The following is a 25329-nucleotide window of genomic DNA, read 5'->3' as shown; positions in this document are numbered from 1 at the left end:
AGAACAGTAGGCTTTCGCATCTGGCGGGCCGCACGGTTAATAATTGGCGGGTCAGCAGGCCCGCCAATCCTTGGGGTGTAACAGCCCGATCACACAGCCATGACAGCTTCGGCAGCCCTGGGGTAATCGACATATCCAGCGGCTCCGCCGCCATAATAGGCTTCGCGATCACTCGGGCTCAGGCTTGCCCCGGTAGCGAAGCGTTCGACCAGGTCCGGGTTCGAGATAAACGGAGCGCCAAAGGCAATGGCATCGGCAAAGCCATTGTTGATCAAAGCATTGCCGGTTTCGAAGCTATAGCCGCCATTGGCGATCAGCGGGCCGGAGTAAAGGGGCCGGAAATGCTTGGCAATATCGGCTCCAAGAGCTTCCACCGGCGTGCCTGCCAGATTGCTGATCGGGTTCATGAGGTGCAAGTAGGCCAGATTGCGCTCTGACAACTGGCTAACCAGATGCTCAAAGGTCTTCAGGGTTTCGGCTCCCGCAACGAACTTGCCGACGCCAGTCAAGCCTGGGCTGAGCTTGATGCCAACCCGACCAGGAGCCCAGGCATCGGCCAGGGCGTCGATAATTTCCAGCGGGAGCCGCGCCCGGTTTTCGACCGAGCCGCCATAGTCATCCGTTCTGAAATTGAGGGTTTCGTAGAGGAAGGCCGGGATTAGAAAGGTGCTGATGCCATGGAGTTCAACTCCATCGAAACCGGCAATCTGCGCCAAACGAGCGGATTTGGCGAAGTCGTCCACCGTGCGGGCGATATCGCTGAGGTCCATGGCTCTGGGCGTTACGGTTTCCTGAAAGCCGGCATTGGTAAACGTCTGCACACCAGGGTTCACCGCCGATGGGGCAAGTGGCAGTGCGCCGTCCAGCATATCAGGGTGCGACGAAGGGCCGGTATGACCGAGCTGGACGAAAATCCGCCCGCCCGCTTCATGAACGGCATCGGTGACGCGACGCCAGCCTTCGGCCTGCTGGTGCGTGTAAAGTCCGGGTACATTTATGAAGCCCACCCCATCGCGGCTGGGCCAGGTCCCCTCGGTCAGAATGAGGCCCGCCGAAGCGCGCTGGGCGTAGTACTGGGCTTGAAGCGCATTGGGGACCAGTTCAGGATTGTTGGTCCGCGCACGGGTCATTGGCGCCATCACAATGCGGTTGGGGAGTTCGAGATCGCCCAAACGGATTGGGCGCAAAAGGACAGGGTTTGACTCGGTCATGTTCGCTCATGGGGCAAGGCGAAGCGCCAACCGCGGATCGGGCTTCTGGAGGAGGACGATGCCCGTCGACATCATTGCCCAACCTAGCTATAACCGTGCGCACCTAGAGACAAGTACCGACCTTTTAGTAAGTATGGGTGGGCGGGGAAGAGATGACCCAAACCAAGTTCAGATGCGGCCTGGAAGCGGTGCTGGAAATTCTGGGCGGCAAGTGGAAGCCGCTTATCCTGTTCCATCTAGTTAGTGGCCCGAAGCGCACAGGACAGTTGCGCGGCCTTGTCACCAATGTGAGCGAGAAGATGCTGATCCAGCATCTCAAGGAGCTGACCAATGACGGCATTATTCGCCGCATTGATTTCCGGACGGTCCCCCCGCATGTCGAATACGAACTGACCGAGTTTGGCCAGAGCTTGGCTCGTGTTCTGGCGCCGCTGTGCGAATGGGGAACACAGCATGACGGTGAAATCTCAGCTATCGTACAGAAGCGGACACTTGCGGCAGACGCGGCATAGTCGGTGGGTGTTCTGGCGATGACCGCCCTACCCCCTATCCAGCGCAAGACCGATGGCCGAATGGAGGTCGGCTGCCGACCGGCCACTTCGGCGAAGGGTCGTCGCTGCCGGTGTTCAAGTGTTTCCCTTCGCACGAGTTTGGTGGCGTTCTGGCTTGTGATGGAACGCGATCGCGGCACAAGCCTTAGCTGCATAGTTGCATCAAATGCCGTGGGCTCATGCTTTTCGACTCTGAACGTGCCTTGGAAGAATTTATCCGGGATCCATCCTTTCCCTGCGTTGGCGCCAAGTCCGCCTTGGGAAAAGACCAGTTGACCACTTATGTGGCTCGCAGCATCGACAGCGCCTGGAACGATGTCGAGATCCAGGACCAGCTCATGCGGTTCGCCTGGGGCTATCAAGAATATCCCACGCTGTTTACGAGCTTTGCGGTGATCTTCGAGGGCCCTGATGACCTTGATGAAGCGCGGTTCGAGCGGCACATGTGGGAGCGCATCCAGTCGCTGACCGCAAAGGATAGCTGGCGCGGACAAACATCGGACCCACGCGTCAGTGCAGATCCCGATGATCCGCATTTTTCGCTGAGTTTCGGCGGCCAAGGGTTCTTTGTGGTGGGCCTGCATCCCGGGGCGAGCCGCCCGGCCCGCCGCTTTGCTTATCCGACCATGATCTTTAACCTGCATGATCAGTTCGAAGCCTTGCGCGCGCAGAACCGCTACGAGAAGCTGCGCGGCTCGATCCTGGAGCGTGATCTGGAACTTGCGGGCAGCATCAACCCAATGCTGGCTCGCCACGGCACCGTTTCCGAAGCCAGGCAATATAGCGGCCGCAAAGTGCCCGATGGCTGGAGCTGTCCTTATCATCGCGAGGAAATTCCAGCCGCGGCCGACCCTTTAGGCGAAACGGAGCATTCCTGATGGACCTCGGCATCAACGAAATTGCGCCACGCTCAGGTACGGCCTTCGAGCTCAGCGCGGGGCAGATCCTGACCGTTATCGATCCGCTGGGTGGCCAGGTCGCGGACCTGTTGGCGATTTCACGGGCCGATACTGCCGAGATGATCTCCTCGGGCCGCACCCTGGATTATGCCGAGAGCATCTATCTCACCACCGGCAATCTGCTGTATTCGAACCGTTCCAACGTGATGCTCGACATCATCGAGGACACGGTCGGCCGGCACGATTTCCTGCTGACCCCATGCAGCGAAGCAACCTTTCGCCTGTGTTACGACAATGAGCCACCTCACCAGGGCTGCCATGGCAATCTGCACCACGCGTTGATGCCCTATGGCATCGCCGAAGACGCTATTCCCGTGGCCTTTAATTGCTTCATGAACGTGCCGGTGGATGGGGTAACGGGCAAATTCAAAGTGCTGCCGCCACTGAGCAAAGCGGGAGACTTCATCCGCTTCCAGGCTCGGATGGACCTGATCATCGGGCTCACAGCATGCTCGGCGCCGGCCAGCAATGGCGGCAGCTTCAAGCCAATTCATTATTCCATCGGCTGATCGTTGGATTTCTTGCTGGTGCCAGGGCCGGCTCAAGCAACGCCGGCAGCCCGGAGATAGTCGAGGAGGTCTTCGGGAAACACCTGCTCGCTCGTCGTGGCAAGCTCCTTGTGGCTCCACCAGCGATGCTCCGCCATCACTTCGCGCTCGAGATCGGTCCAACCTTGCCGCGAGATGTCCTGGCTCGGCGCCCGAACCAGAAAGTATCGCTCATCGGCTTGCACCATCTGGCCCGAGGCCAGGGGGAATGTGGTTCTGCGCTGGCCCACCTCCTGCCCTACCTCCAGGATCAGGCCAGTTTCTTCCTCGAGTTCGCGCCGGGCGGACTGTTCGAAGCTCTCGCCCTCGTCCACTGCGCCGCCCGGCGTCGCCCAAAAAGTTCGCCCGGCCAGCGCGCCCGAACCGTGCACGAAGCGAAACAACAGCACGCAACCGCTGGGATCGACAACCAGGAGCCGCGCTGAAGGGCGCTGAACGAGATCAGGTTTCATGCAAGCCGCCCCCCTGTCTTCAATGCTGTGCTAAAACGAGCCCAGTCCCAACGGAAGCGATTTCCGAACGGGACCAGTGTCGGTAGGGTTGCCTTGCGAGATACACGTCCCCTTTTTGCCCGCCCTAGTCGTGCAGTTTCGAAGTGATGGCTAAAGCACAACCTGCCGACAACAAACCTTATTACCAGATCGTTCGGGAGGCACTTCACGCCAATATCCGGACGGGCAAGTTACCCGCTGGGACCCGGCTGCTGGTTTCGGCAGTGGCCGACCGGCTGGGCGTGAGCCGCCCGCCCGTAAAGCGGGCCTTGGACCTGTTGGCGGCTGAAGGGGTGATCACCCCGCTGAGTTCGCAAGGCTATGTGGTCGGCGCCGGGGGTGCTGGAGAAAGCACGACGCGCACCAATCTACACGGCCTGGCGCTGGACCTGCCAGCCGAACTTGGGAGCAATCTGGGGCAAGCCAGTTGGGAGCGCATCTTTGCGGCCGTCGAAACCGACATCATGAACTGCATTCCCTTCGGCACTTTCCAGATTTCGGAGGCTGGGATCGGGGACTATTTCGATGTCAGTCGCACCGTAGTGCGTGACGTACTTTCGCGTCTCGATGCACGAGGGCTGATTGACAAGGACCGCAGTTCCCACTGGATTGCCGGCCCGTTCAGCGCCCGCATGCTCGATGATGCCCATGAAGTGCGCCGGCTGCTGGAGCCCGGGGCAATTGCCGCCGCGCAGCCGCATCTGGATAGCGGCATGCTGAGCAAAGCGCGTGCCGATATCGCAGCGGTGCTGGAGGGATCGGTGCCCCTCACCCAGGCCGTGCTCGACAAGCTCGAAGCGGACCTGCATGTGGAAGCGCTGCGGGCCGGCCGGAACAAGCAGCTGGCGCGAGCGGTGCAGCTGTCGCAGCTGTCGCTTGTTATCAATCGCCTGTTCGAGACCTATATCGGGCTGCACGAGGAAACCAATCTTTTGCGCGAGCACGCGCTGGTGTTCGATCATCTGCTGCTCGGCGACGGCGCTGGCGCTGCCATGGCGCTGCGTCACCATCTCGATGCGGACCATGCGCGAGCCCGGGCCCGGCTTAAAGTGCTTTCGGTGTTTGATGCCGCCGCGATCGCGCCCTATCTCACCCGCATTCACTAAAGAGTTCCTGCGTGCCCCAACGACCCAAGCTCCGCATCATTGCCCGCAGCGAAGTTCTCCCCCGCGCGGTGCTGGAACAAGCGGCGAGCGATCTGCCCTTCGACCTGGAATTCGAGCTGATCGACAGCGTCAAGGGTTTGCAGCGGGTGGTGACTACCCCTGAGAGCTTCGATGTGTACCACCAGTGGCACACGGTTGATCTGATCTGGACGGCCCGCGCCATTCAGGCCATTGACCTTAAGCGCATACGCAATGGTCAGCTGATCAAGAGCCAGGCGGTGGCGCGCCGCAGCGACGCCCGCGCCCTGGGGTCAGTGTTCAACCAGCTCTTTGTGCAGCCATCGGGCGCCATCGGCCCTGCCCCCACCGACCAGATCGTGATGCTGCCGCTGCAGCATGGCGTCGATTCCTTTGCCTTTTTGCCGGCCGCCCTCAAGGAATGGCCAGAAGGCACGCCCCATAGCTGGGGCTGGATGCTCGACAAGCGTCTGCATGGCCGGGTCGCGATCATGAGCGAACCCGTGCTGGGCATGATCGAGGCAGCCCTTGCCGTGGAGGCTTCCGAGGGGATGAGCTTTGCCGATGTCGGCAATCTCTCCATCGAGGAGATCGACATCGTCGCGGACATCCTGCTGCGCAAAAAGAAACTGGGTCACTTCAAAACTATCTGGAACAACCACTACGAGGCGGCCCGGTCCATGCACCGCGGGGCCGTGCTGCAATCGATGTTCTCACCGGCCCTTGCCACCCTGCGCAGCCAGGGCGTGCCGGTGGTTTCGGCCGTGCCGCAGGAGGGCTTTCGCGGCTGGCATGTGGATCTGTGCATTTCGGCAGCCGCGCAAGGCGAGCAGCTGGAAGCGGCCTATGCCTATCTCAACTGGTGGATGAACGGCAAAGGCGGCGCCATCACCACCCGCCAGGGCTATTACTTCGTGCTGCCCGATCTGGTGCGACCCCATCTGAGCGGGCCGGAATGGGATTACTGGTATGCCGGCAAGCCGGCCGAGACCGTGCTGACCAATCCGGCGGGAGAGCCTAGCATCGCACCCGGCGACCTCCGGGAAGGCGGCTCGTATCTTGAACGCATGGCGCGGGTGCGGGTCTGGAACGCCTTTATGGACGAGCACACCTATCTGGTGCGCCGCTGGCGGGAGTTTCTGGAGGCATAAAAAAGAGGCAACAGCCGGCCTGGTGCCGAACTGCCGCCTCAGATTCCGAGGCCGGCACGAATGCTGGCCCCGGGTCGGGAACGCTTGGGCTCTAGGCCGAGCGCAGCTGCGCTGTGCGCGCCCCATCCACCGCATTGCCGGAGATGGCGACGCCGTAATGCTGTTCGGCGGCCTCGGCAGAAACCAGCCCTTCCAACACGTCGAACAACACGGCCTGCGGATCACGCTCAAAGGGATTGCCGTAACCACCGCCGCTGGGGCCGCGCGAGATCAGGTGATCGCCGGCCTTGATCTTGTGATAGGGCACCTTGGAAACGAGGTCGGTTTCGCCGCCCGCCTGGTGGATCAGCTTGAGCGAAGCGGTATAGCCGTCCTCGCCGCCCTCATAGCCCCAGGGCCGGTATTTGTGGCCATCCCCTTCCACCGAAAAGGCGCCATCGGCGAGGAAGGTGAACTCGCGCACCGTGCCAATGCCGCCACGGGTGCGGCCGGCAGCGGTGGCGTCGTTGCGCAGCTCATAGCGATCAACCCGGATCGGCAGATGCGACTCGATATCTTCAATCGGATTGTTGCGGGTATTGGCAAAGAGCGTATCCACCGCGTCCATGCCATCCGAGCCGTAGCGGCCGCCGTAGCTGCCTTCCAAAATCTCCATATGAACCCACTGCTTGCCGTCTTCCATGCCCGAAAAGGCGACCACGCGCAGATTGCCAATGCCGGCCGATACCTGTTGGGGCACGGCTTGGGCCAGCGCCTTCATCACGGTGTCGGCCAAGGCATTGCCGGGGCAAAAACGGGCAATCACCGGAGCTGGGAAAATCGGATTGGCGAGGGTGCCGCGAGGGGCGACAATGGTGATGGGGCGGGTGAGGCCCTCGTTCTGGGGAATGCTGCCATAGGTGACGCTGTCCAGAAGGATGGAGCGGAGCGTCAGCCAGATGGAAATATCCACCGTTCCGACCAGCGGCATGTTGATGGGCTTGTCGGGTAGTTGCGGTGCGGTACCGGTGAGATCAACGGTGATGCTGTCGCCCCGCACCTTGAGGGTCACGGCTATGGGCAGGTCCTTGCGCGAGGGATCGGCGTCGTCAAGGAAGCCATCGATGAAGGTTTTGGCGGAATAGTCCCCATCCGGCAGCGCGGCGATGGCCGAGCGCATCAGCCGCTCGGAATAATCGAGCAGGTCCTCAAAGGCGTCCATGACGGTCTTGAGGCTATATTTGTTGACGAGGTCGAGGAACCGTTCGGCGCCGATCTGCGCGGTTTGCACCTGGGCTTCCATGTCCCCGACAACGAGGGCGGAAGCACGGATATTGTCGCGCAGGATCGACCAGACAGCTTCATTGCGCTTACCGGCATCCACCACCTTGATGGCCTTGAACTGCAGGCCCTCGGCATAAGTATCGACGGCATCCACAATGCCGGTGCTGCCCGGCGTTAGTGCGCCGATATCGAGATGGTGCGCTGTGGTGACCGAAAAACCGATCAGCTGTTCGCCCAGAAACACCGGGACAGCAAAGCCCACATCGGGGCCGTGGCTGGCGCCGCCATAGGGATCGTTGTGCATGATGACGTCGCCCGGGCGCAGCGTGTCCCCGCGTGCTTCCATCTGCTTGAGGATGCCGCGCACATAGCCGGGAATCGGCCCAGACTGCAGGGGGGTCGACATCTTGCATTCGCACATCTGCCGGCCGGTGGCGTCGGTCAGGGCGGTGCCGAAATCTTCACTCTCGCGGATAATGGAGGAATAGCTCATGCGCATGAGCTTGTGACCCATTTCGATGGCGATGTTCTCGAGCGCGCCCTGAATCACGGCGCCGGTGACGGGATCAACGCGGGTGGGTGCGGCCACGAGAGTTTCGGTGAGGTTCTGGCTCATTTGGCCTCTCCCAGGGTGATGATGATGCTGCCTGAAGCCTCCACAACGGCGCTGGTCGCGGGCGGCATGACGGTGGTGGAATCTTTTTGCAGGATAATGGCGGGACCTTCGAAAGCCTGGCCGACCGGCAAGGCGGTGCGCCGATAAACTGGCGTGTCAAAGGTCTTGAGCTCGCCTCCAACACGGAAAACGCTTGGCACAGTGCGCACCAGCGCTTCCTCAAGGCTGCCGCTCGCGGGGGCGCGCAGCTTGTCGATCTTGGGCATGCGGCCAATGCCGCTCACCCGCAGATTGACGATCTCGATGGGGCTCGCCTTGAAAGCGTGCCCATATTCTGCCGCATGGGCACGGTGGAAGGCTTCAAAGGTCTCGTTGAGCCCTGCTTCGGTGATGGCGCCACCTGGGAAGGCGATCTTGAGTTCATAGCCCTGCCCCACATAGCGCAGGTCACCAATCCGCTGGAACGACACGTCTTGGCTGGTGATCTTGTCGGCGACGAACTGTGCCGAGAGCTCGGCTTCCATGGCGGAGATATCGCTGTTGATGCGCTCGAGATCGACCGCGCCCGAGACCTGGAACTGCGTGCGCGTCAGGTCATATTTGAGGTCGGTCGTCAGCAGGCCCATGGCCGAGGTAATGCCGGGGAATGGCGGCACGATCACTTCGGGGATGTCGAGCATGCGCGCCACTTCCACGCCATGCAGCGGGCCGGCGCCGCCAAAGGCGACCAGCGCGAAGCTGCGGGGGTCGATGCCCTTTTGCACGGTGCGCGAGCGGATGGCATTGGCCATGTTGGAATTGATGATGGTGAGGATGCCCTCGGCCGTCTCGTTGATCGACATGCCCAGGCGTTCGGAAAGCTCGCCCACCACTTTGCGGGAGGCGGCTTCGTCGAGCGTCATGCCGCCGCCAAGGAAATCCTGCGCGGCAAGGCGACCCAGCACCAGATTGGCGTCGGTCACGGTGGGCTCGGTGCCGCCCCGTCCATAGGCTGCGGGACCCGGCACGGCGCCAGCCGATTGCGGACCGACACGGAAGGCGCCGCCCCGATCGATATGGGCGATGGAGCCACCACCCGCACCAATGGTGTGGATGTCGATCATCGGGGTCAGCAGCGGAAAACCGGCAATGGAGGTGGAGCGCGCATCGGTTTCCGAGAACACCCCATCGACGATGATGCCGATGTCGGCGCTGGTGCCACCGATATCGAAGGTGATCAGGCGATCATGGCTGGTGAGATCACCGATCCACTTGCCCCCCAGCACACCGGCGGCAAGGCCGGACAGCAGGGTCAGGGTTGGTTTTTCCACCACCATCTTGGGGGTGGCGACCCCGCCATTGGAAGCCATGATGCGCAGATCTCCCTGCACACCGATGGCGCGCAGCGCCTTGTCGAGATTGTCGATATAGCGGTCGACCTTGGGGCCGATAAAGGCGGCGAGCGCAGCGGTGGTGAAGCGCTCGAACTCGCGGAACTGGGGGGAGATGAACGACGAGGTGGTGACAAACGCCCCGGGCATCACCTCTTCGACGATGGCCTTGGCTTCCAGCTCATGGGCGGGATTGAGATAGGAAAACAGGAAGCAGATCGCGACCGATTCGACGCCCTCCGCCTTTAGCTCCTGGGCCGCACGACGCACGCCCTCACGATCCAGCGGCTCCAGCTCGGCGCCGGTCGGGGGCACCAGGCGCCCACCGACGGTCTTGCGATGCTGCCGGCGCACCAGCGGGCGGTGCTGCCAGGGCAGTTCCTGGATAATGGAATAATGCTCCACGCGCTGGTGGCGCCCGATATGGATGATGTCGCGAAAGCCTTCATTGGTGATGAGGCCGGCCTTGGCGCCCTTGTTTTCCAGCACCGAATTGGTGGCGGTAGTGGTGCCATGGAACACATAGTCGATACTGGAAGGCTCGACATTGTTCGCCGCACAAAGCTCGGTAATCCCCGTCATCACGCCGCGCGAGGGGTCGTCAGGCGTGGTGGAGACCTTGTGGATGGCGATGTCTCCGCTGGTCATGTCGCAATAAACCAGGTCGGTAAAGGTGCCGCCGACATCGACGCCGATCGTTTTCATCATATTCTCCGGAAGGCTATTCGTCCTTAGCGTTACGGTACTGTGGATGCATAGTCCATAATCTCTTGGTTGATTTTGCACCGCTGATCAGAAGCCGCTCAACTCTCGGGAAGACAGCACTGGCGCCTGGCAGAACACGCACAACTTTGCTCGCTGCGAAGGCATTCGGTGCCGCATTGTTGTTCAGCGGGCGCAACACTTGGGCGAGCTGCTAATTTTCAGCGGCAATCGAACCAAAAACGCCGGAAACGCAGTTGACGAGCGCCGCGAAAGCGGTTGTCAATCGTGGACTATGTATACCCGTGGCGACATGTTGCGGGCGTCTTGGAGAAGGGGACGTGAGGATCATGGCAACAACAACGAGATTGGTGGCGGCCACGCTGGCGCTTGGCTTGCTTTCGGCGGGAGCGACGCAGGCGCAGGACGCCCTGGCAGCAGCGCAGGCGGACCTGGACAAATATACCGGTGTTCCCACGTTCACCGCGCCCGGCGAGCCTTTCGACGCCAAGGCCTGCATGGCCGAAAAGAGCATCCTGTCGGTGCCCGCTTCGAGCGCCGTTCCCTTCGTTGCCACCATTGCCGAAGCCATGGGCGAAATCGCCAAGGAAATCGGCTTTGAATACCAGATCTGGGAAAACCAGGGCCAGCCGACCCAGTGGGTGCAGGGCATCGAATATGGGGTCACCAACCAGTTCGACCTCATCGATCTCCTGGCCGGGGCCGATCCTCGCGTGCTAACGACGCAGATCAAGGCGGCCCGCGATGCTGGCGCCATCGTCACCGCATCCCACCTCACGGGCTTCGAGCAGGAAGTGCCCGGCGGGCTCACTGCCTCCATCCCGATCGACTACAAGCAGGCCGGCAAGCTGCTGGCTGAATGGGCCATCACCAAGACCCAGGGCAAGGCCAATGCACTGGTGCTGATCACCAATGAAGTGCTGTCCACCGAGTCCATGATGGCGGGCATCGAGGAGGTCTTTGCTGCCCATCCCGAGAGCAAATTCACAACGGTGAATGTGTCGATCCCCGATTGGGCCAGCAAGATCCAGTCCAATGTGCAGTCTGCGATCATCGCCGACCCGACCATCAACTATATCCTGCCCATCTATGACGGCATGAACCAGTTCGTGGTACCGGCCCTGACCATCACCGGCGCCACCGACCGGGTGAAGATCGCGACCTTCAACGGCACGCCTTTCGTGCTCGACATGATCCAGAACGGCCAGGTCGAGATGGATATTGGCGAGAACCTCGACTGGATCGCCTATGGCATGCTCGACGCCCAGATGCGCCTTGTTTGCGGCCTCGATCCCGTTACGGACCCTAAGATCCCGCTGGTGATCTTTGACGCCAACAATGCCGCCAGCGCCGGAACACCCGCCGAAGTCTCCAAGGGCTATGGCGACGCCTATGTGCAAGGCTACAAGGAGCTCTGGCAGCTTTGACGCTTCCTCTTACTGCCCCCGCCGGCTCGCCCCAGGGCGGCCCGGCCAGCGCGCTGCGGGTTGAGGCCCTGTCCAAGCATTTCGGCACGACGCGCGTGTTGTCCGACGTGACGCTTGAAATCGCGCCCGGCGAAGTGCACGGGCTGTTGGGCCAGAACGGCTCGGGCAAATCGACCTTCATCAAGATCCTGGCGGGCTTTCACACCCCTGACCAGGGCGGGCGCCTGTTGGTGGGTGGCCAGGAGGTGCCCCTTCCCTTGCCGCCGGGCGAATTTCGCAAGCTCGGCATTGCCTTTGTGCATCAGCATCTGGGCCTCATCGCCTCCATGTCCGTGCTGGAAAATCTGCTGATCGGGGAGCACGCCACAGAGCCACGCTGGCGCATCAACTGGAGCGCTCAGGCCCGTCGGGCCAAGGAATTGTTCGCGCGCTTCGGCCTCGCCCTCGACCCTTATGCCGAGGTGGAGAGCCTCAGTTCGGTTGAGCGGGCGCTGCTCGCCATCGTGCGCGCCTTTGATCAGCTCGAGCAAGCCAAGGGCACGCTCACCAAGCTCTTGATCCTTGACGAGCCGACGCCTTTCCTGCCCGCCAAGGATGTCGGCAAGCTGTTTGACCTGGTGCGCGCCATCGTGGCGCAAGGCGCGAGCGTGATCTTTGTTTCGCACGATATCGACGAGGTCAGCGAGATCACCGATCGCATCAGCGTGCTGCGCGATGGGCAGCTGGCCGGCTCCCTCATCACCAAGTCGGCCAGCAAGGCCGAGATCGTTGAACTCATCATCGGCCGCTCGGTTGATCTGGCCACTATGCGCCCGCCTGAGCGTGAGTTTGGTTCCGAAGTCGCGATCATTGCGGGCCTGCGAGGCGGCGCGGTCGAGGATTTCTCCTTGCGCGTGCGGGGCGGAGAAGTGGTGGGGATCACCGGGTTGATCGGGTCAGGCTATGACGATGTGGTCAGCCTGTGCTTTGGCGCCACCCAGGCGGACGCGGGATTCCTGACGCTTGAGGGCACCGAGAGCGACTTGAGCCAAGCCACGCCGCATCAGTCAGTGCGCAATGGCACAGCCTTTATTCCCGGTGACCGGCTGACTGCCGGCGTGGTGCCCACGCTCAGCGTCACCGACAATGCCACCCTGCCCATCCTGCGACGCTTTGGGGGCGGCTGGCTGCTCTCGCGCAGCGCCATGCGCGCTGAAGCGGCGCGCCTCAACGCCGCCTTTGACGTGCGCCCGGCCGATCCCGAGGCGCTGATGAGCGCCCTGTCGGGCGGCAACCAGCAGAAGGTGGTGCTGGCCAAGTGGTTCCAGCTGCAGCCCAAGCTGGTGCTGCTGGACGAGCCGACGCAGGGCGTCGATATCGGGGCGCGCGAACAGGTGTTCGGCGAAATCCGCCGCATGGCTGACGCTGGTGCAGCGATCATCTGCGCCAGCTCGGATCATGAGCAATTGGCCGCGATCTGCAATCGGGTGGTCGTGCTGGGCCGAGGCCGCCAGGTGGCGGAACTCGAAGGCGCCGCCATCTCCAAATCGGCCATTGCCGAAAGCTGTTACTTTACCGAAGACACTGGAGCCAAGCTGTCATGACCCAAATCAATGCGGCTCAAGGCACAACCCGGAACAGGAACTGGGTAGTGTGGGGCGAGCGCTATGGCCTCGTTCTGGCCTGGGTGGCGGTGATCATCGTCTTTAGCCTATTGCGGCCGACGACCTTTTTCAGCTGGGCTAATTTCTCCACCATCTTCGGCTCGCAAGCGGTCCTCGTCGTCATGACGCTGGGCCTGATCGTGCCGTTGACGGCCGGCGACTACGATCTTTCCATCGCGGGCAATCTGACGCTCAGTGCCATGGTGATCGCGGTCCTCAATGTTTACTTCGACTGGCCCATCGTGGCGGCAGTGCTGGCGGCGGTAGCCACCGGTCTCGTGATCGGGGCGGTGAACGCCTTTCTCGTCCTTTATTTCCGCATCAACTCGCTGATCGTGACCCTGGGCATGGGCACGTTCCTCCACGGCATCACGCTGTGGATCTCGAACTCCAACACGATCAGCGGCATCGATTTTGCCATCACCAATGCGGTTATTGTCACCCGCTTGTTCGGCATTCCCATGGCCTTCTATTACGCGCTGATCGTTGCGGCGATCATCTGGTATATCTTCACCTTCACCGCCGCCGGTCAGCGCCTGCTGTTTGTGGGCCGCGGGCGTGAAGTCGCCCGGCTCTCGGGCATTCGCGTCGACCAGGTTCGCGCGGTCACTTTCCTGGTTTCGGGAGCTCTGGGCGGCCTGGCCGGCGTGCTGTTTGTCGGCTCGCTGGGCGCGGCTGACCCCAATTCGGGCCTCACTTACCTCCTGCCTGCCTTTGCCGCGGCATTCCTGGGTGCTACCAGCATCACGCCCGGTCGCTTCAACCCCATCGGCTCGGTGATCGCCGTCTATTTCCTTGTGACCGGCATCACGGGCCTGTCGATCCTGGGCATCAGCACCTTCGTGCAGGATCTGTTTTATGGCGGCGCGCTGGTCGTGGCGGTTTGCCTGTCTCAACTTGTTCGCGGCCGCCAGGAGCGTTTGTCTTGACCCCCGTCACCATCGACCCCGCGCTGGTTGAAGCCATGATCATGGAAATGGGTGCCATTGGCGCCCATAGCGGCACCGGCGTGTGGCGAACGGTGTATTCGCCCGAATGGGTGGCGGCCAATGACCTCTTTGCCCGCTGGGCCGCCGAAGCGGGCCTCAGTGTCAGCCGCGACGCGGTGGGAAATGTCTGGGGCAAGCTCGAGGGCAGCCAGGGCGGCCCATCCATTGTTTCGGGCTCGCACATCGACACCCAGTGCCCGGGCGGGCGCTATGACGGCACGCTGGGAGCCCTGAGCGCCCTCATTGCCCTGCGGGCGCTCAAGGCACAATACGGCCAGCCCAAGCGGACACTGGAAGCCGTTTCGTTATGCGAAGAGGAAGGCAGCCGCTTTCCCACCGCCAATTTCTGGGGTTCGCGCGCCATCACCGGCGCCATCCAGCAGGGCGATGCCGACAACACCCATGACTTCGAAGGCATGAGCATCGCCAATGCCATGCTCGCAGTGGGCCTTGATCCCAGCCGGATCGCCACGGCGCAGCGGGACGATATCGAGAGCTTTGTCGAACTCCATATCGAGCAGGGCCCGATCCTCGAACATGCCGACCTGCCGGTGGCCATCGTTGATGCCATCACCGGCCTGCGGCACTACCGGGTGACGTTGCGGGGCGAGCAGAACCATGCCGGCGCCTTCCCCATGGATCTGCGCCGTGATCCCATGGCCGGTTTCCTTGAAATCGGCAGTGGCGTGATCAACACCGCCCACCGGCTCGGACGCCCTGCCGTGACCACGATCGGCCGAGTGGAGGTCAATCCCAATGGCGCCGCCGTGGTGCCGCGTGAAATCCGCTTCACCATCGATGTGCGCCACCCCCACCCCGCCAAAGGCGAGGAGCTTTACCGCCTCCATGAGCAATTGATGCTGGAAGTAGCCGCACGGCGCGGGCTCGAGATCGAATGGGATATCGGCACCGAAAAGGCGCCTTGCCTCAGCGACCCAGGCCTTGTGGCCACCTTCCGCCAGGCAGCGGCGGATCAGGGCGTGCCCACCCTCACCATGGCGAGCGGCGCCGGCCACGACACCCAGCAAATGGCCAAGATCGCCAAAACCGTAATGATCTTTGTGCGCTCCGAAAAAGGGCGCAGCCACACGCCTGAGGAGTTTTCAACCATCGCCGACATTGTCGCGGGCATCCAGGTGCTGGCCGCCGGGCTATATAAACTTGCTTACTGATCGTGGGATTTAGCCCATCGCCAGGAGCTGACGAGGCGCCGGATGGCAGCTTGTGCTGGTGGGCCCCAGGTCGCCTTCCCACCGGGCCGACCGTGAACACCATCATCGCCGATAATCAGGCACACGAGCGCCTTGCCGAGTGCCCAACCGCGGGCACGGCGCAGGGTAGCTGCGTCAATCGCCGGGCGATAGCTGTCCCAGAAGCGATTGATCGCGCCATCAGGCAGCAGCAGCCACGCGGCACCCAGGTCGCAGGCAGGATCGCCTGCACACATGTCGCCAAAGTCAACGACGCCGCAAAAATCACCTCCTCTGGTCAGCAGATTGGCCGGGTGTAGGTCCGCATGAAGCCACATGGCTTGGCCCGTCCATGCAGGAGCGGTCACGGCGTCAGCCCAGATGTCCCGCAGATCATCCGGATCGGCGATCAGCCGACGATCGGTTGCCTCTTTCAGGAACCGGGCAACACCTTCGCTGGATGTAGCCAGGGATCCGCCTCTGCCGTGTCGCCCGATTGGTGCAGCAGGAGGCGCGGGGTGGTGAAGCGCTGCCAGGAAAGCGGCAAGGCTGTCTGCGGCTTGAAGGCCAAGAGTCGCAGGGGCGCGGTCCGCAGGCTCGCCAGGAACCCAGGTCGTCACGATCCATGTGCGCGGGAACAGCTCGGAAGGTTGCCCAAGTCTTTTGGGGACAGGTATCGGCAGCGGAAGACGCGGGGCCATGGCAGGCAAGAAAGCGAACTCCTTGAGGAGCAGCTCATCCGCATCTTGGGTCGACCAGGGCAAACGAACTGCGAGTTCGTCCCCAAGCCGCCACATCTGGTTATCCCAACCCAGAGCCCCCAAAGCCAGCGGCAACTCGGCCAAGTCCGGGTGCTGTTCGCCAAGCAGCTTCGCGATCAGGTCCGCGTCGAGTGCCGCCTTGGTATCGCTCATTCGGTCGCCCTTGTTGGATGATGCTCGCCGCACGAATAATGCCGCTGCTGGTAGGCAGCAGACCAAACAGCACAAATTGTGGCCACGCCGGGGACGCGCCAAGCAGGCGGCCGAGATGTCTGCCCTTTGCCTCCTGGTTCACCCTCGACAGCTGAAATGGGGTCGCAGCGTTCGGGGCAGTGAGTGCGCCGCAGTCGGTTGTTCTCCGCGGGGTATACGGTTTGGACGCTGCCCCAGCCGGTTGCCAGCCGATCGACCCCGCTCGCCCGAGTGCCGTGTTCAATGGAGGACCCGCTGCAACCGGTCAAAATGTATTGACCCCGTTGATGCAACGGGAAGGAAGGTCGGGGATTGCTCCAACCAGGTGGTCGTTGCCGGTCGCCCGGAAAACACCGCCTTCCTGCAGTTATCACAATGGGAGTTCTCGATGCCTCGCCTTTCCTTTTTGCTTGTCGGGACCGTACTCTCCACGGCGGCACTGATGCCCCCTGTATTGGCGCAAGCGCCCACCGTGCAGACGCAAGCCCCAAATGCGCCTGATCAGGAGCCGGCCTTCGCCCAGCAGACGCGAGCACCACTGCCGGAAAACCCCGCTGCTGTTGAAACGGAAGTGGTGGCAAGTGATCTGCCGCAACTTTGGGCGCTGGAATTTCTTCCGGACAACCGCATGTTGGTGACGGCCAAAGCCGGGGCGCTGCACATCATCAGCGAAGATGGCAAAGTGAGCGCGCCGGTCGAGGGTGTTCCCGCTGTCGACAGCGAAGGACAGGGGGGGCTGCTCGACGTGGCGCTGGCGCCGGACTTCGAGAGCTCAGGCCTGATTTTCTTTTCGTTCTCCGAACCGCGCGAGGGCGGCAATGGCACATCCGTGGCCAAAGCCCGACTGGTGATGAACGATGATGGCGGCGCCAGCCTCGAGGATATGGAGGTGATCTTCCAGCAAATGCCCACCTATGACGGCACCAAGCACTTCGGCTCTCGCCTCGTGTTCGGCACCGATGGATCCTTGTTTGTTACCGTAGGCGAGCGTTCCGACGTGGAGCCGCGGGTGCAGGCACAGGATCTAGGCTCTGGCTTGGGCAAGATCTTCCGCATCGACCAGAATGGCGATCCGCTTCCCGACAATCCTTTTGTGGATGTGGAGGGCGCCCTGCCCGAGATTTGGAGCCTTGGGCACCGCAACATGCAGTCGGCGGCGCTGGACGGGCAAGGCCGTTTATGGGCAGTGGAACATGGGCCCAAGGGCGGTGACGAACTCAATCGTCCCGAGCCTGGCACCAATTATGGCTGGCCTGAAGTCACCTACGGGATCGACTATAGTGGCAAGCCGATCGGTGAGGGCATCACCCAAGACGCTGAAACCACCCAGCCGGTCTATTATTGGGATCCGGTGATCGCCCCATCAGGCATGGCCTATTACGAGGGGGATGAATTCCCGCAATGGCAGGGTGCGTTTCTGGTTGGTGGGCTGGTGGCGCAATCCATTGTTGTCCTGCACCTCAACGACAAAGATCAGGTCGAAACCGAGGAATGGGTGCCGCTCCAAGCCCGGGTGCGGGATGTCAAGGTCGGGCCTGACGGCGCGGTCTATGCAGTAACCGAAGATGCCGAACGGGGCACCTCCGAGATCGTCCGCATCACCAACGCGTCGTAAGCTCGACCGGAGCTTGCATTGGCGCGGCGTGATAAACCCGAGTTGCCGGCACGTCCTTTGCGGCCGGCACCTCGAGAACCGCGCTCTTGCCGGCCGCCAGCCCTCTACTCTGCGCCCCGTTTCGGTTGGGCGCGCTCGTTTGAGGCTGTCTCAGAACCCGCCCGTCCGCCGACGCATAGTCGGAATCGAATTGCCAAGCAGCTCACCGAACGCCGTGATCCGAGATGAGAGAATGCGCTCTGGCTGAAATCTCGGCACGCGTGCAGCAAAGGTCAGCACCGCCGATTAGCCGGCCTGGCTCATGCAGAGCTCTGACGCAGTTTAGGGTAAGAATGGCGGAGAGGGAGGGATTTCTGCGAGGCCCATGATCTGCGGCGCAGCGCCGAGGATCTGACCAGGTATCTGCCCGCCATGCTGCGCGTCCACGCGAATTGCAATGTATGCTGCGCTAGCGCAGTTCCACCTGATCGAGCACCTCCAGACCCAGCCGCAGGCTGGCGCCGGTGTTGAGTAGCATGGGCGGCAAAGTCAGCCATTCGAGGGTCCAGGCTGCGCCCGAGCGCTCATATTCATGCACCATGGCCTGTTGCAGCGTGCCGGCCAGGCCCGCATTGGCGCGGGCCAGCGCCACCAGCACCTCGGCATTGACCGGGTTGGACTTGTGCGCCATGGCCGACGAGCCGCCCCCGCCGTGCAGCTGCACTGCTGCCACCTCATTTTGCGCCAACAAGGCGATATCCGCGCCGATCTTGCCCAGACTGCCGCTGATCATCGCCAGGAGATTGCCAAGCGCCACGATGGGGTCGCGCGTGGCCTGCCAAGGGGCAGCGAGTCCCAGATCAAGCCGCCGCGCGAGGGCTGCAGCAATGGCGTCGCCTTGCCCGGCAAAACTGCCGCGATCCCCCACCGGCCCGCCCAGTTGCACCACGAGCAGGGTACGGCGCATGGACAGCAGCTGGCGCAAATAGCGCTGCAGGGGCTCGCGCCAACTCGCGAGCTTGGCGCCCCAACTGGTCGGCAGTGCCACCTGCATGCGGGTATGGGCCATCAGCTCCCGCTCGCCAGCCGTTTCCGTCAGCCGGTCGAGCTGCCCCAGCAGGGCGCTCAGCCGCTCCTCATAAAGATCAAACAGCTCGGCGAGCTGCAGCATCAGGGCGGTATCGATGATGTCCTGGCTGGTCGCGCCCTTGTGCACGGCCGCGCAATGCGGCTCAGCAACCAGCCCCCGCAATTGCCGCACCAGCGCGGGCACCACAACGCCATCCTGGGCCATTCCGGCCGCCAGAGCTTGCCAATCGGGCACAAAGTCGTTGATGCCGGCAGCCACTGCGGCCGCCGCATCTTCGCTGATCCAACCGCACTCGGCGCTCGCCTCGGCCAGCGCCTTTTCCACCGCCAGCATGGCCGTGATCTGGGCGTCATCGGAGAGTAGGCTGGCGACTTCGGCGTCGCCGGTGAGGGCCCCGAGCAAGGTGTTCATAGCCGTCACTCCCCCCGCTCAAATGTCGAAGAACACTGTTTCTTTGTCACCCTGCAGGTAAATGTCGAGCACATAGCGCGGCACCGTGCCCTCCTCGCGCCGGGCAATCAGCGTCTGCCGGCGGCGCGGATCGGGGATCCTGTTGAGCACGAAATCGGCCGCATTGGCTTCCGCTTCATCGGCGAAATAAAGCCGCGTTTGCAGCCCGATATTGATGCCTCGGGCCACGATCCAAAGGCTTACATGCGGCGCCATCGGCTTGCCGTCCGGCCCTGCTACGGGACCAGGCTTGATCGTCTCGAAGGTAAAAACACCCTCGGCATTGACGGGCTGGCGGCACCAGCCGGTAAAAGGGGGGGCCGAATTGCTGTTGGGCCCCATGGGCGCCGCGAAGGCGCCGCTCGCATCGGCCTGCCAGATTTCGACCACGGCATCGCCAACCGGTGAGCCCGCGCCATCGACGATGTGGCCAACGATCTCGATGCGCTCGCCCACCGTGTGGGGCGTCAGCATGGCCAGGCCCGGATCGGCGTCATAGATGCCGTGGATTTCGGCAAAGTTCGGCGTCATGCCGATATGCACATAAGGCCCGGCCGTTTGCGAGGGCGTTTCGCGCAGGGTTGGAACAGGGTGCAACATCAGTTCCCCTCCAGCTTGTTTTCGAACATGGTCGAGCGGCGTCCGCGCAGCACGATGTCAAAGCGATAGGCGAGCGCGTCCATGGGCGTGGTGTTGTGGCGATCCAGCCGGGCGATCAGCTGCTCGATGCCAGCCTTGTCGGGCACGGTGCCCACAATCGGGCATTGCCAGATCATCGGATCGCCTTCGAAATACATCTGGGTGATCAGCCGCTGGGCAAAGGCGTGCCCGAACACGGAAAAATGGATATGGGCAGGGCGCCAGTCATTGGCGCCATTGGGCCAGGGATAGGCTCCCGGCTTGACCGTACGGAAGGAATAAAACCCGTTTTCGTCGGTGATGGTCCGCCCACAGCCGCCGAAATTGGGGTCGATCGCGGCCAGATAGCCTTCCCTTTTGTGGCGATAGCGCCCACCGGCATTGGCCTGCCAAAATTCCACCAGCGTATTGGGCACCGCGCGGGCGTTTTCATCCAGCACCTGGCCATAAACGATCATGCGCTGGCCAATCGCCTCGGTCCCATCCTGGCTGTAGTTGCGGATCAGATCATTATCGAGCTGGCCCAGCATCGAATGACCAAAGGTGGGGCCGGTCAGCTCGCTGGCCGTCGCGCCCAGCGCCAGCAGGGGCTGGCGCGGCGCGCGAAAGGTCGTGCTCTTGTAGCCGGGGGTGTTGGCCGGCGGGTGCCAGCTGTGGTCGCGCTGATAGAGGGCGCCATCGGCGCCGGGCAGCATGATCGCGCTCATTGGCTCACCTCATCGCGTTTGGCCAGCTCTTCCTTGGCAATCCGGAAGGCCCGGTTGGCGGCCGGAACGCCCGCATAAACGGCAACATGCAACAGGGCCTCCTTGATGTCGTCGGGCGAGGTGCCCGTGTTGACGCTGGCGCGCACATGCATCGCCACTTCCTCGTCGTGGCCCAGCGCCGCCAAGAGCGCGATGGTCAGCATGGAGCGCTCGCGCTTGCTCAATCCCGGCCGCGACCATACCGAGCCCCAGGCGCCTTCGGTGATAAAGGTCTGGAAATCGTCGTCGAACGCGGTCTTGCGCGCGTTCGCCTTGTCGACATGGTTGTCGCCGAGCACGGCGCGACGGGTCGCCATGCCGCGTTCAAAGCTTGGGCTTGTTGCCATAACCGGCCTCGCTGAGGAAAGTGGCGATCAACCCGGCCAAGAGTCCGGGCTGCTCGATGGATGGGATATGCCCGACCCCGGGCATGATCTTGAACTGCGCACCGGGGATGCGCTGCGCGGTCGCCTGCACCAGCTCGGGCGGCGTGGCGAGATCGGCATCGCCGGCCACTACCAGCGTGGGCAGCCCGATAGCGGCAATGGCTTCGGTCAGATCGGTGTCGCGCAGCGTGGCGCAGGTGCCGGCATAACCAATGGCGGGGGTGCGCAGCAGCATGTTGCGCCAACCGGTGACGGCGTCCGCCTCAGCGGCCCGATAGCCCGGTGAAAACCAGCGCTCCACCAGCAGGTCTGCCAGCGCCACCATGCCACCATTCTCAACGGCGGCGATGCGCTCGCTCCACAGCCCGTCATTGCCAATCCGCCCCGCGGTGTCGCACAGGATCAGGGCGCTGAGCCGCTGGGGTTGCGCAAGCGCAAAGCCCTGCGCGATCAAACCGCCCACCGAAACCCCCGCCAAGGCGAGCCGCTCCACCCCCAAATGATCGAGCACCGCCGCAAGGTCGGACAGGTGATCGGCAAGGGCGTAGGGACCCGGGGGCGCATCGCTGAGGCCATGGCCGCGCTTGTCATAGCTCAGGAGGCGATAGTGCGGCACGAGCCTCTCGATCACGCCGTCCCAGATGCGCGCATCGGTGCCGAGCGAATTGACCAGGGCGAGGACTGGCGCATCGGCGCGCCCCTGCACCGAATACCGCAGCACCACCTCGCCGTTGCGCACAAATCCCATGCTTTCCCTCCCACCCGGCGCCAGGGCTGGCGCCGCTCGCCGCTAGCTCCGGCTTTCAATCATATTGAGCAGCGCCGCGACGCCCGTGGCGTAGCCGGAGGCTCCCAGGCCGGCCAGCACCGCGTCGGCCCGCATGGACACATAGGAGCGGTGATAAATCGGCTCGCGCCGGTGCACATTGGAGATGTGGAACTCGATCACCGGCCCCTCGAACATCTTGAGCGCATCGAGCAGGGCAATGGAGGTGAAGGTGAAGGCCGCAGGATTGATGAGGATCCCCGCCCCCTCGTCGATCGCCTCGTGCACCCAGTCGATCAGCTGTTCTTCGCTGTTGGTTTGCCCAAAGACGACCGGACGCTCGCCCGCGGCGCTACGGCAGATCTGCTCCACTTCCGCGAGGGTCGTCGTGCCATAGATCGCCGGTTCGCGCTTGCCCAGCCGGTTCAGATTGGGGCCGTTTAGAACATAGATGGGCTTCATTGCACGGCTCCATAGCCAAACATCCTGGGCAGCCAGAGCACGGTGTCGGGCACGAAGGTAAAGAGGATCAGGGCGCCGATCAGCGTCCACAAAAACGGCATGACATCGCCGATGATCGCCCGCATCGGTGAGCCCGAAATGCGCGTCATGATGAACAACAGCATCCCGTAAGGCGGGGTGATGAGCCCGAGCATGATGTTGACCACGGCAACGACGCCGAAATGCACCATGTCGATGCCCAGCGCTTGCGCCGTCGGGATCAGCACCGGCACGATGACGAGGAGGATCGTCGTGCCTTCCAGCACGCAGCCCAGCACCAGCAGGATCAGGTTGACGATGATGAGGAAGGTCACCGCGTTCAGATCCCACGACAGCAGGATGGTGCTGATCGTGCGCGGGATGTTTTCGATGGTGACGACATAGTTGAACACCAGCGCCCCCGCGATCAGCATGCCGATCGAGGCCGTGGTCTTGGCGCTAACCAGCACCGATTGGTAAAGGTCCTTGGACTTCACCGCCCGGTAGATCAGCACCGACACCAGCAGCGCATAGGCTGCGGCAACAGCGGCCGCTTCGGTTGGCGTCGTGATGCCCCCATAGATGCCATACATCAGCACGACCGGCATGAAGAGGACGGGCAAAGCCTGCCAGGTCATGCGCGGCAGCTGGCGCACCGGCACCGGCGGCTCGATGGGGAAATTCTTGACCCGTGCCGTGACGGCAATCAGCACCATCATGAAACCGGCCATGAGAAGGCCAGGGACCACGCCGCCCAGAAACAGGTAGCCAATCGAGGTATCGGCCACCAGCGCGTACAGCACCATCGGAATGGAGGGCGGGATGATGGGGCCGATCACGGCAGTGACGGCGGTGAGCGCCGCGGCATAGGACGGGGTGTATTTGTTGTCCTTGGTCATCATGTACTGCATCATCTTGCCCGAGCCGGCAGCGTCCGCCACGGCCGAGCCGGACATGCCGGCAAACACGATGGATTGCAGCACATTGACCTGCGCCAGGCCGCCACGGAACCGGCCGACCAGCGCGTCGCACCATTTCAGCAGCCGCTCGGACAAGGTGCCTGAATTCATGATCTCGGCCGCCAGGATGAACAGCGGCACCGCAAGCATGATGTAGTTGGAGTACATGCCGTTGAGAAACTGCTCGGCGACGATGCCGGGGTCCTGCCCTTTCATCAGCAGATAAAGGATCGAGCCACAGATCATCGCCAGCCCCATGGGGAGGCCAAGAAAGGCCAGAACCGTCAACAGCCCCAGCGACAAGCCGAATGCCAGGGAAATGGTCATATGCCCGAACTCACCTTGGTGTAGTCGAAATCGTCCGCGCTCTGGCCCCAGGCCGCCTGCCAGGCGAGGTGGAGCTGGCGCACGATCATCGCCACGGCAAAAATGCCGTAGATGGAATAGAGATAATCGAAGCGGATCTTGAGATAGGCCGTCTTCTCGACCTTCATGAAGGCGATGTAATCGACCACCGCTGGCAGCGAGAGGGTGAACAGCGCAACGAGGGTGAGCGAGGATACCAGCACCATCGCCCTCTTCACCTTGCCACGCGCCGCGCCGTAAAAGATGTCGAAGCGGATATCCTCATCGTCGCGCACGACGAAGGCGGTGCCGAACAGCACCATCCACAGCCACATCACGACGCTGATTTCATGCGTCCAGCCGATGGGCAGGTTGAGCAGGTAGCGAAAGACGATCTGGATGATGAAGACCACGAACATGGTGGCCAGCATGGCCGCCAGCAGGTTTTCGGCGCGCACATGCAGCCACCGGCCGATGCTGGAGAAAGAAGAAGGCATGGCGCAACTCCCGGTGCGCAGCCGCAGCGGCTGGCCAGACATGGATGCTGGGGCGGCACCCCTTGGGAGTGCCGCCGTCGTGAAGTGTGCGGCTAGAGCGCGTTGATGCGGTCGATCACGCCTTCGGGCCAATCCTTGGCCAGATCCGATTCCAGGTATTTCTGCTGGGCAAAGGTGCGGAAGGCCTCGAGGTCCGGCTCATAGACGTCAAGTCCGGTCGTCTTGAAGCGCTCGACGAGCTCGGCTTCGCGCGCCAGATGCTCCTTTTGGCTGAAGTCGATGGCGTCCTTGGCGGCGGCGTCAAAGGCAGCCTGCTGCTCGGGCGTCATCGCGTCCCAGCTTGCCTTGCTGATCACCAGCAGGTCAAAGCCCACCAGATGCGAGGTCAGCACGATCTGCTTCATGACTTCGTAGAACTTCATGTTCTCGACATTGGGCAGCGGATTGTCCTGGCCGTCGATGGCCCCGGTCTGCAGGCCGGTATAAACTTCGGCATAGGCCATCGGCGTTGGATTGGCGCCGATGGAGGTGCCGAGGAACTGCCAGGCATCGCCACCGGGCATACGCAGCTTCACGCCGGCCATGTCTGCTGGCGTATTGATCTTCTTATCGGTGATCAAACCAACCTGGCGGGCGCCGAAATAGGTCGGCCCAAGGATGCGGATGCCAAGCTGGTCTTCCGCCATCTGCTTGAACTCGGCACCGACGTCGCTGTCAAAGAAGGTGCGCAGGTGATCGGCGTCGCGGAACAGATAGGCCGAGGTCAGCACCGACCAAGCCGGAATCTGGTTGGAGATATCCTGGGGCGCGATATTGCCCATTTCCAGATTGCCGCGCTGCAAGGCCACCAGTTCGGTGCCCTGCTTGAACAGATTGCCCCCGAAATAGGGCTCGATGGTCGCGATCTCGGCGATACCCTCGCTCAAGCGGCTCATCATTTCGGCGCGAATGTCCTGTTCAGTGAACACTGCCGAAAACCGGAGCACAGGCTTGCTCTCCTGGGCTGCCACCGGCATGGCCGCTGCCAACAACAGGCCGCCGAGCACCACTGCGCGACGCGTAAATCCAAAACGCATAGTCATCCTCCCATGTGGTCGCCCGCTATCAGGCGTAACGGACGCACGGCTTGCCACCGTCGTTTGTTCGTCCTCGCTGCACAATGTACGAA

Annotated in this window: 24 protein-coding genes; 10 read left to right on the top strand and 14 right to left on the bottom strand. The window is 62.5% G+C overall.

Translation table 11 applies throughout. The features are described 5' to 3' along the window. Positions 1-89: 89 nt before the first annotated feature. A complete protein-coding gene (locus tag HRQ64_RS19395; RefSeq protein WP_172125784.1) occupies positions 90-1211 on the bottom strand; it encodes an alkene reductase in 1122 nt (373 codons plus the stop codon). 152 nt (positions 1212-1363) lie between these two features. Here HRQ64_RS19395 and HRQ64_RS19390 point away from each other — a divergent pair, with 152 nt between their 5' ends. From HRQ64_RS19390 to HRQ64_RS19380, 3 genes are all read left to right on the top strand, one after another. Continuing rightward, the gene (locus HRQ64_RS19390) at positions 1364-1723 is read left to right on the top strand and encodes a helix-turn-helix domain-containing protein (RefSeq protein ID WP_172125782.1); all 360 of its coding nucleotides are present in this window, start codon (positions 1364-1366) and stop codon (positions 1721-1723) included. 218 nt (positions 1724-1941) lie between these two features. After that, the gene (gene gntA / locus HRQ64_RS19385) at positions 1942-2640 is read left to right on the top strand and encodes a guanitoxin biosynthesis heme-dependent pre-guanitoxin N-hydroxylase GntA (protein WP_172125780.1); all 699 of its coding nucleotides are present in this window, start codon (positions 1942-1944) and stop codon (positions 2638-2640) included. Further along, positions 2640-3230 carry an urea carboxylase-associated family protein gene (locus tag HRQ64_RS19380; protein WP_172125778.1) on the top strand — a complete coding sequence of 197 codons (591 nt, stop codon included), beginning with the start codon at positions 2640-2642 and terminating at the stop codon, positions 3228-3230. The genes gntA and HRQ64_RS19380 overlap by 1 nt, the downstream gene beginning before the upstream one ends. A 32-nt stretch (positions 3231-3262) precedes the next feature. Here HRQ64_RS19380 and HRQ64_RS19375 read toward each other — a convergent pair whose 3' ends face one another. Further along, positions 3263-3721, bottom strand: a complete 459-nt coding sequence (locus HRQ64_RS19375; protein ID WP_172125776.1) for an NUDIX domain-containing protein — start codon at positions 3719-3721, stop codon at positions 3263-3265. A 146-nt stretch (positions 3722-3867) separates the two neighbouring features. Here HRQ64_RS19375 and HRQ64_RS19370 point away from each other — a divergent pair, with 146 nt between their 5' ends. Next, positions 3868-4866: a GntR family transcriptional regulator gene (locus tag HRQ64_RS19370; RefSeq protein ID WP_172125775.1), complete on the top strand. Its 999-nt coding sequence runs from the start codon at positions 3868-3870 to the stop codon at positions 4864-4866. An 11-nt stretch (positions 4867-4877) separates the two neighbouring features. Beyond that, positions 4878-6035 carry a signal peptide prediction gene (locus tag HRQ64_RS19365; RefSeq protein WP_127754432.1) on the top strand — a complete coding sequence of 386 codons (1158 nt, stop codon included), beginning with the start codon at positions 4878-4880 and terminating at the stop codon, positions 6033-6035. 91 nt (positions 6036-6126) lie between these two features. Here HRQ64_RS19365 and HRQ64_RS19360 read toward each other — a convergent pair whose 3' ends face one another. Both HRQ64_RS19360 and HRQ64_RS19355 read right to left on the bottom strand, forming a co-directional pair. Next, the gene (locus tag HRQ64_RS19360) at positions 6127-7914 is read right to left on the bottom strand and encodes a hydantoinase B/oxoprolinase family protein (protein WP_172125774.1); all 1788 of its coding nucleotides are present in this window, start codon (positions 7912-7914) and stop codon (positions 6127-6129) included. After that, positions 7911-9992: a hydantoinase/oxoprolinase family protein gene (locus HRQ64_RS19355; RefSeq protein WP_210258726.1), complete on the bottom strand. Its 2082-nt coding sequence runs from the start codon at positions 9990-9992 to the stop codon at positions 7911-7913. The genes HRQ64_RS19360 and HRQ64_RS19355 overlap by 4 nt, the downstream gene beginning before the upstream one ends. A 344-nt stretch (positions 9993-10336) precedes the next feature. Between HRQ64_RS19355 and HRQ64_RS19350 the strand changes: the two genes are divergently transcribed. Genes HRQ64_RS19350 through HRQ64_RS19335 form a run of 4 tightly spaced genes read left to right on the top strand, consistent with a single transcriptional unit; the run spans position 10337 to position 15238 of the window. Continuing rightward, positions 10337-11434, top strand: a complete 1098-nt coding sequence (locus HRQ64_RS19350; RefSeq protein ID WP_172125773.1) for a substrate-binding domain-containing protein — start codon at positions 10337-10339, stop codon at positions 11432-11434. Then, positions 11431-13017: a sugar ABC transporter ATP-binding protein gene (locus tag HRQ64_RS19345; protein ID WP_210258725.1), complete on the top strand. Its 1587-nt coding sequence runs from the start codon at positions 11431-11433 to the stop codon at positions 13015-13017. The genes HRQ64_RS19350 and HRQ64_RS19345 overlap by 4 nt, the downstream gene beginning before the upstream one ends. After that, positions 13014-14006, top strand: a complete 993-nt coding sequence (locus tag HRQ64_RS19340; RefSeq protein WP_172125772.1) for an ABC transporter permease — start codon at positions 13014-13016, stop codon at positions 14004-14006. The genes HRQ64_RS19345 and HRQ64_RS19340 overlap by 4 nt, the downstream gene beginning before the upstream one ends. After that, complete coding sequence (locus HRQ64_RS19335) at positions 14003-15238, top strand: Zn-dependent hydrolase (RefSeq protein ID WP_248308286.1); 1236 nt, start codon at positions 14003-14005, stop codon at positions 15236-15238. Before HRQ64_RS19340 ends, HRQ64_RS19335 begins: the two co-directional genes overlap by 4 nt. On the opposite strand, the gene HRQ64_RS19330 is transcribed toward HRQ64_RS19335, so the two are convergent. Then, on the bottom strand, positions 15232-16170 hold the full coding sequence (locus HRQ64_RS19330; protein WP_172125771.1) for an aminoglycoside phosphotransferase family protein: 939 nt from the start codon (positions 16168-16170) through the stop codon (positions 15232-15234). The genes HRQ64_RS19335 and HRQ64_RS19330 overlap by 7 nt on opposite strands. A 481-nt stretch (positions 16171-16651) precedes the next feature. Here HRQ64_RS19330 and HRQ64_RS19325 point away from each other — a divergent pair, with 481 nt between their 5' ends. Further along, complete coding sequence (locus HRQ64_RS19325; RefSeq protein ID WP_248308285.1) at positions 16652-17824, top strand: PQQ-dependent sugar dehydrogenase; 1173 nt, start codon at positions 16652-16654, stop codon at positions 17822-17824. A 448-nt stretch (positions 17825-18272) separates the two neighbouring features. On the opposite strand, the gene HRQ64_RS19320 is transcribed toward HRQ64_RS19325, so the two are convergent. The 9 genes from HRQ64_RS19320 to dctP form a co-directional block, all read right to left on the bottom strand. Beyond that, entirely contained in the window at positions 18273-19304 is a 1032-nt protein-coding gene (locus HRQ64_RS19320; RefSeq protein WP_172125769.1) for a 3-carboxy-cis,cis-muconate cycloisomerase, read from the bottom strand. Positions 19305-19322: 18 nt separating this feature from the next. After that, complete coding sequence (pcaG, locus tag HRQ64_RS19315) at positions 19323-19943, bottom strand: protocatechuate 3,4-dioxygenase subunit alpha (protein WP_172125768.1); 621 nt, start codon at positions 19941-19943, stop codon at positions 19323-19325. Further along, a complete protein-coding gene (gene pcaH / locus HRQ64_RS19310) occupies positions 19943-20689 on the bottom strand; it encodes a protocatechuate 3,4-dioxygenase subunit beta (protein ID WP_172125767.1) in 747 nt (248 codons plus the stop codon). The genes pcaG and pcaH overlap by 1 nt, the downstream gene beginning before the upstream one ends. Next, entirely contained in the window at positions 20686-21075 is a 390-nt protein-coding gene (gene pcaC, locus HRQ64_RS19305; protein WP_127751917.1) for a 4-carboxymuconolactone decarboxylase, read from the bottom strand. Before pcaC ends, pcaH begins: the two co-directional genes overlap by 4 nt. Then, positions 21053-21862, bottom strand: a complete 810-nt coding sequence (gene pcaD / locus HRQ64_RS19300) for a 3-oxoadipate enol-lactonase (RefSeq protein ID WP_172125766.1) — start codon at positions 21860-21862, stop codon at positions 21053-21055. Before pcaD ends, pcaC begins: the two co-directional genes overlap by 23 nt. 42 nt (positions 21863-21904) lie before the next feature. Next, positions 21905-22342, bottom strand: coding sequence for a type II 3-dehydroquinate dehydratase (locus HRQ64_RS19295; protein WP_127751915.1), 438 nt, complete (start codon positions 22340-22342; stop codon positions 21905-21907). Beyond that, positions 22339-23646, bottom strand: coding sequence for a TRAP transporter large permease (locus HRQ64_RS19290; protein ID WP_127751914.1), 1308 nt, complete (start codon positions 23644-23646; stop codon positions 22339-22341). Before HRQ64_RS19290 ends, HRQ64_RS19295 begins: the two co-directional genes overlap by 4 nt. After that, positions 23643-24161 carry a TRAP transporter small permease subunit gene (locus HRQ64_RS19285; RefSeq protein WP_172125765.1) on the bottom strand — a complete coding sequence of 173 codons (519 nt, stop codon included), beginning with the start codon at positions 24159-24161 and terminating at the stop codon, positions 23643-23645. The genes HRQ64_RS19290 and HRQ64_RS19285 overlap by 4 nt, the downstream gene beginning before the upstream one ends. Before the next feature lie 92 nt (positions 24162-24253). Further along, entirely contained in the window at positions 24254-25237 is a 984-nt protein-coding gene (dctP, locus tag HRQ64_RS19280; RefSeq protein WP_172125764.1) for a TRAP transporter substrate-binding protein DctP, read from the bottom strand. Positions 25238-25329 lie beyond the last annotated feature (92 nt).

The sequence above is a fragment of the Devosia sp. 919 genome, from assembly GCF_013185965.1.
Taxonomy (GTDB): Bacteria; Pseudomonadota; Alphaproteobacteria; order Rhizobiales; family Devosiaceae; genus Devosia.
This window is presented reverse-complemented; position numbering and strand designations above follow the sequence as displayed.

Bases quoted from the DNA above. Each gene is read 5' to 3' on its own strand.
- pcaG (WP_172125768.1), bottom strand. From the start codon at position 19,943: ATGTTGCACCCTGTTCCAACCCTGCGCGAAACGCCCTCGCAAACGGCC.
- HRQ64_RS19290 (WP_127751914.1), bottom strand. From the start codon at position 23,646: ATGACCATTTCCCTGGCATTCGGCTTGTCGCTGGGGCTGTTGACGGTT.
- HRQ64_RS19360 (WP_172125774.1), bottom strand. From the start codon at position 7,914: ATGAGCCAGAACCTCACCGAAACTCTCGTGGCCGCACCCACCCGCGTT.
- pcaD (WP_172125766.1), bottom strand. From the start codon at position 21,862: ATGGGATTTGTGCGCAACGGCGAGGTGGTGCTGCGGTATTCGGTGCAG.
- HRQ64_RS19320 (WP_172125769.1), bottom strand. From the start codon at position 19,304: ATGAACACCTTGCTCGGGGCCCTCACCGGCGACGCCGAAGTCGCCAGC.
- pcaH (WP_172125767.1), bottom strand. From the start codon at position 20,689: ATGAGCGCGATCATGCTGCCCGGCGCCGATGGCGCCCTCTATCAGCGC.
- HRQ64_RS19370 (WP_172125775.1), top strand. From the start codon at position 3,868: ATGGCTAAAGCACAACCTGCCGACAACAAACCTTATTACCAGATCGTT.
- pcaC (WP_127751917.1), bottom strand. From the start codon at position 21,075: ATGGCAACAAGCCCAAGCTTTGAACGCGGCATGGCGACCCGTCGCGCC.
- HRQ64_RS19285 (WP_172125765.1), bottom strand. From the start codon at position 24,161: ATGCCTTCTTCTTTCTCCAGCATCGGCCGGTGGCTGCATGTGCGCGCC.
- HRQ64_RS19395 (WP_172125784.1), bottom strand. From the start codon at position 1,211: ATGACCGAGTCAAACCCTGTCCTTTTGCGCCCAATCCGTTTGGGCGAT.
- gntA (WP_172125780.1), top strand. From the start codon at position 1,942: ATGCTTTTCGACTCTGAACGTGCCTTGGAAGAATTTATCCGGGATCCA.
- HRQ64_RS19330 (WP_172125771.1), bottom strand. From the start codon at position 16,170: ATGAGCGATACCAAGGCGGCACTCGACGCGGACCTGATCGCGAAGCTG.
- HRQ64_RS19390 (WP_172125782.1), top strand. From the start codon at position 1,364: ATGACCCAAACCAAGTTCAGATGCGGCCTGGAAGCGGTGCTGGAAATT.
- HRQ64_RS19340 (WP_172125772.1), top strand. From the start codon at position 13,014: ATGACCCAAATCAATGCGGCTCAAGGCACAACCCGGAACAGGAACTGG.
- HRQ64_RS19325 (WP_248308285.1), top strand. From the start codon at position 16,652: ATGCCCCCTGTATTGGCGCAAGCGCCCACCGTGCAGACGCAAGCCCCA.
- HRQ64_RS19375 (WP_172125776.1), bottom strand. From the start codon at position 3,721: ATGAAACCTGATCTCGTTCAGCGCCCTTCAGCGCGGCTCCTGGTTGTC.
- HRQ64_RS19355 (WP_210258726.1), bottom strand. From the start codon at position 9,992: ATGATGAAAACGATCGGCGTCGATGTCGGCGGCACCTTTACCGACCTG.
- HRQ64_RS19380 (WP_172125778.1), top strand. From the start codon at position 2,640: ATGGACCTCGGCATCAACGAAATTGCGCCACGCTCAGGTACGGCCTTC.
- HRQ64_RS19350 (WP_172125773.1), top strand. From the start codon at position 10,337: ATGGCAACAACAACGAGATTGGTGGCGGCCACGCTGGCGCTTGGCTTG.
- HRQ64_RS19295 (WP_127751915.1), bottom strand. From the start codon at position 22,342: ATGAAGCCCATCTATGTTCTAAACGGCCCCAATCTGAACCGGCTGGGC.
- dctP (WP_172125764.1), bottom strand. From the start codon at position 25,237: ATGCGTTTTGGATTTACGCGTCGCGCAGTGGTGCTCGGCGGCCTGTTG.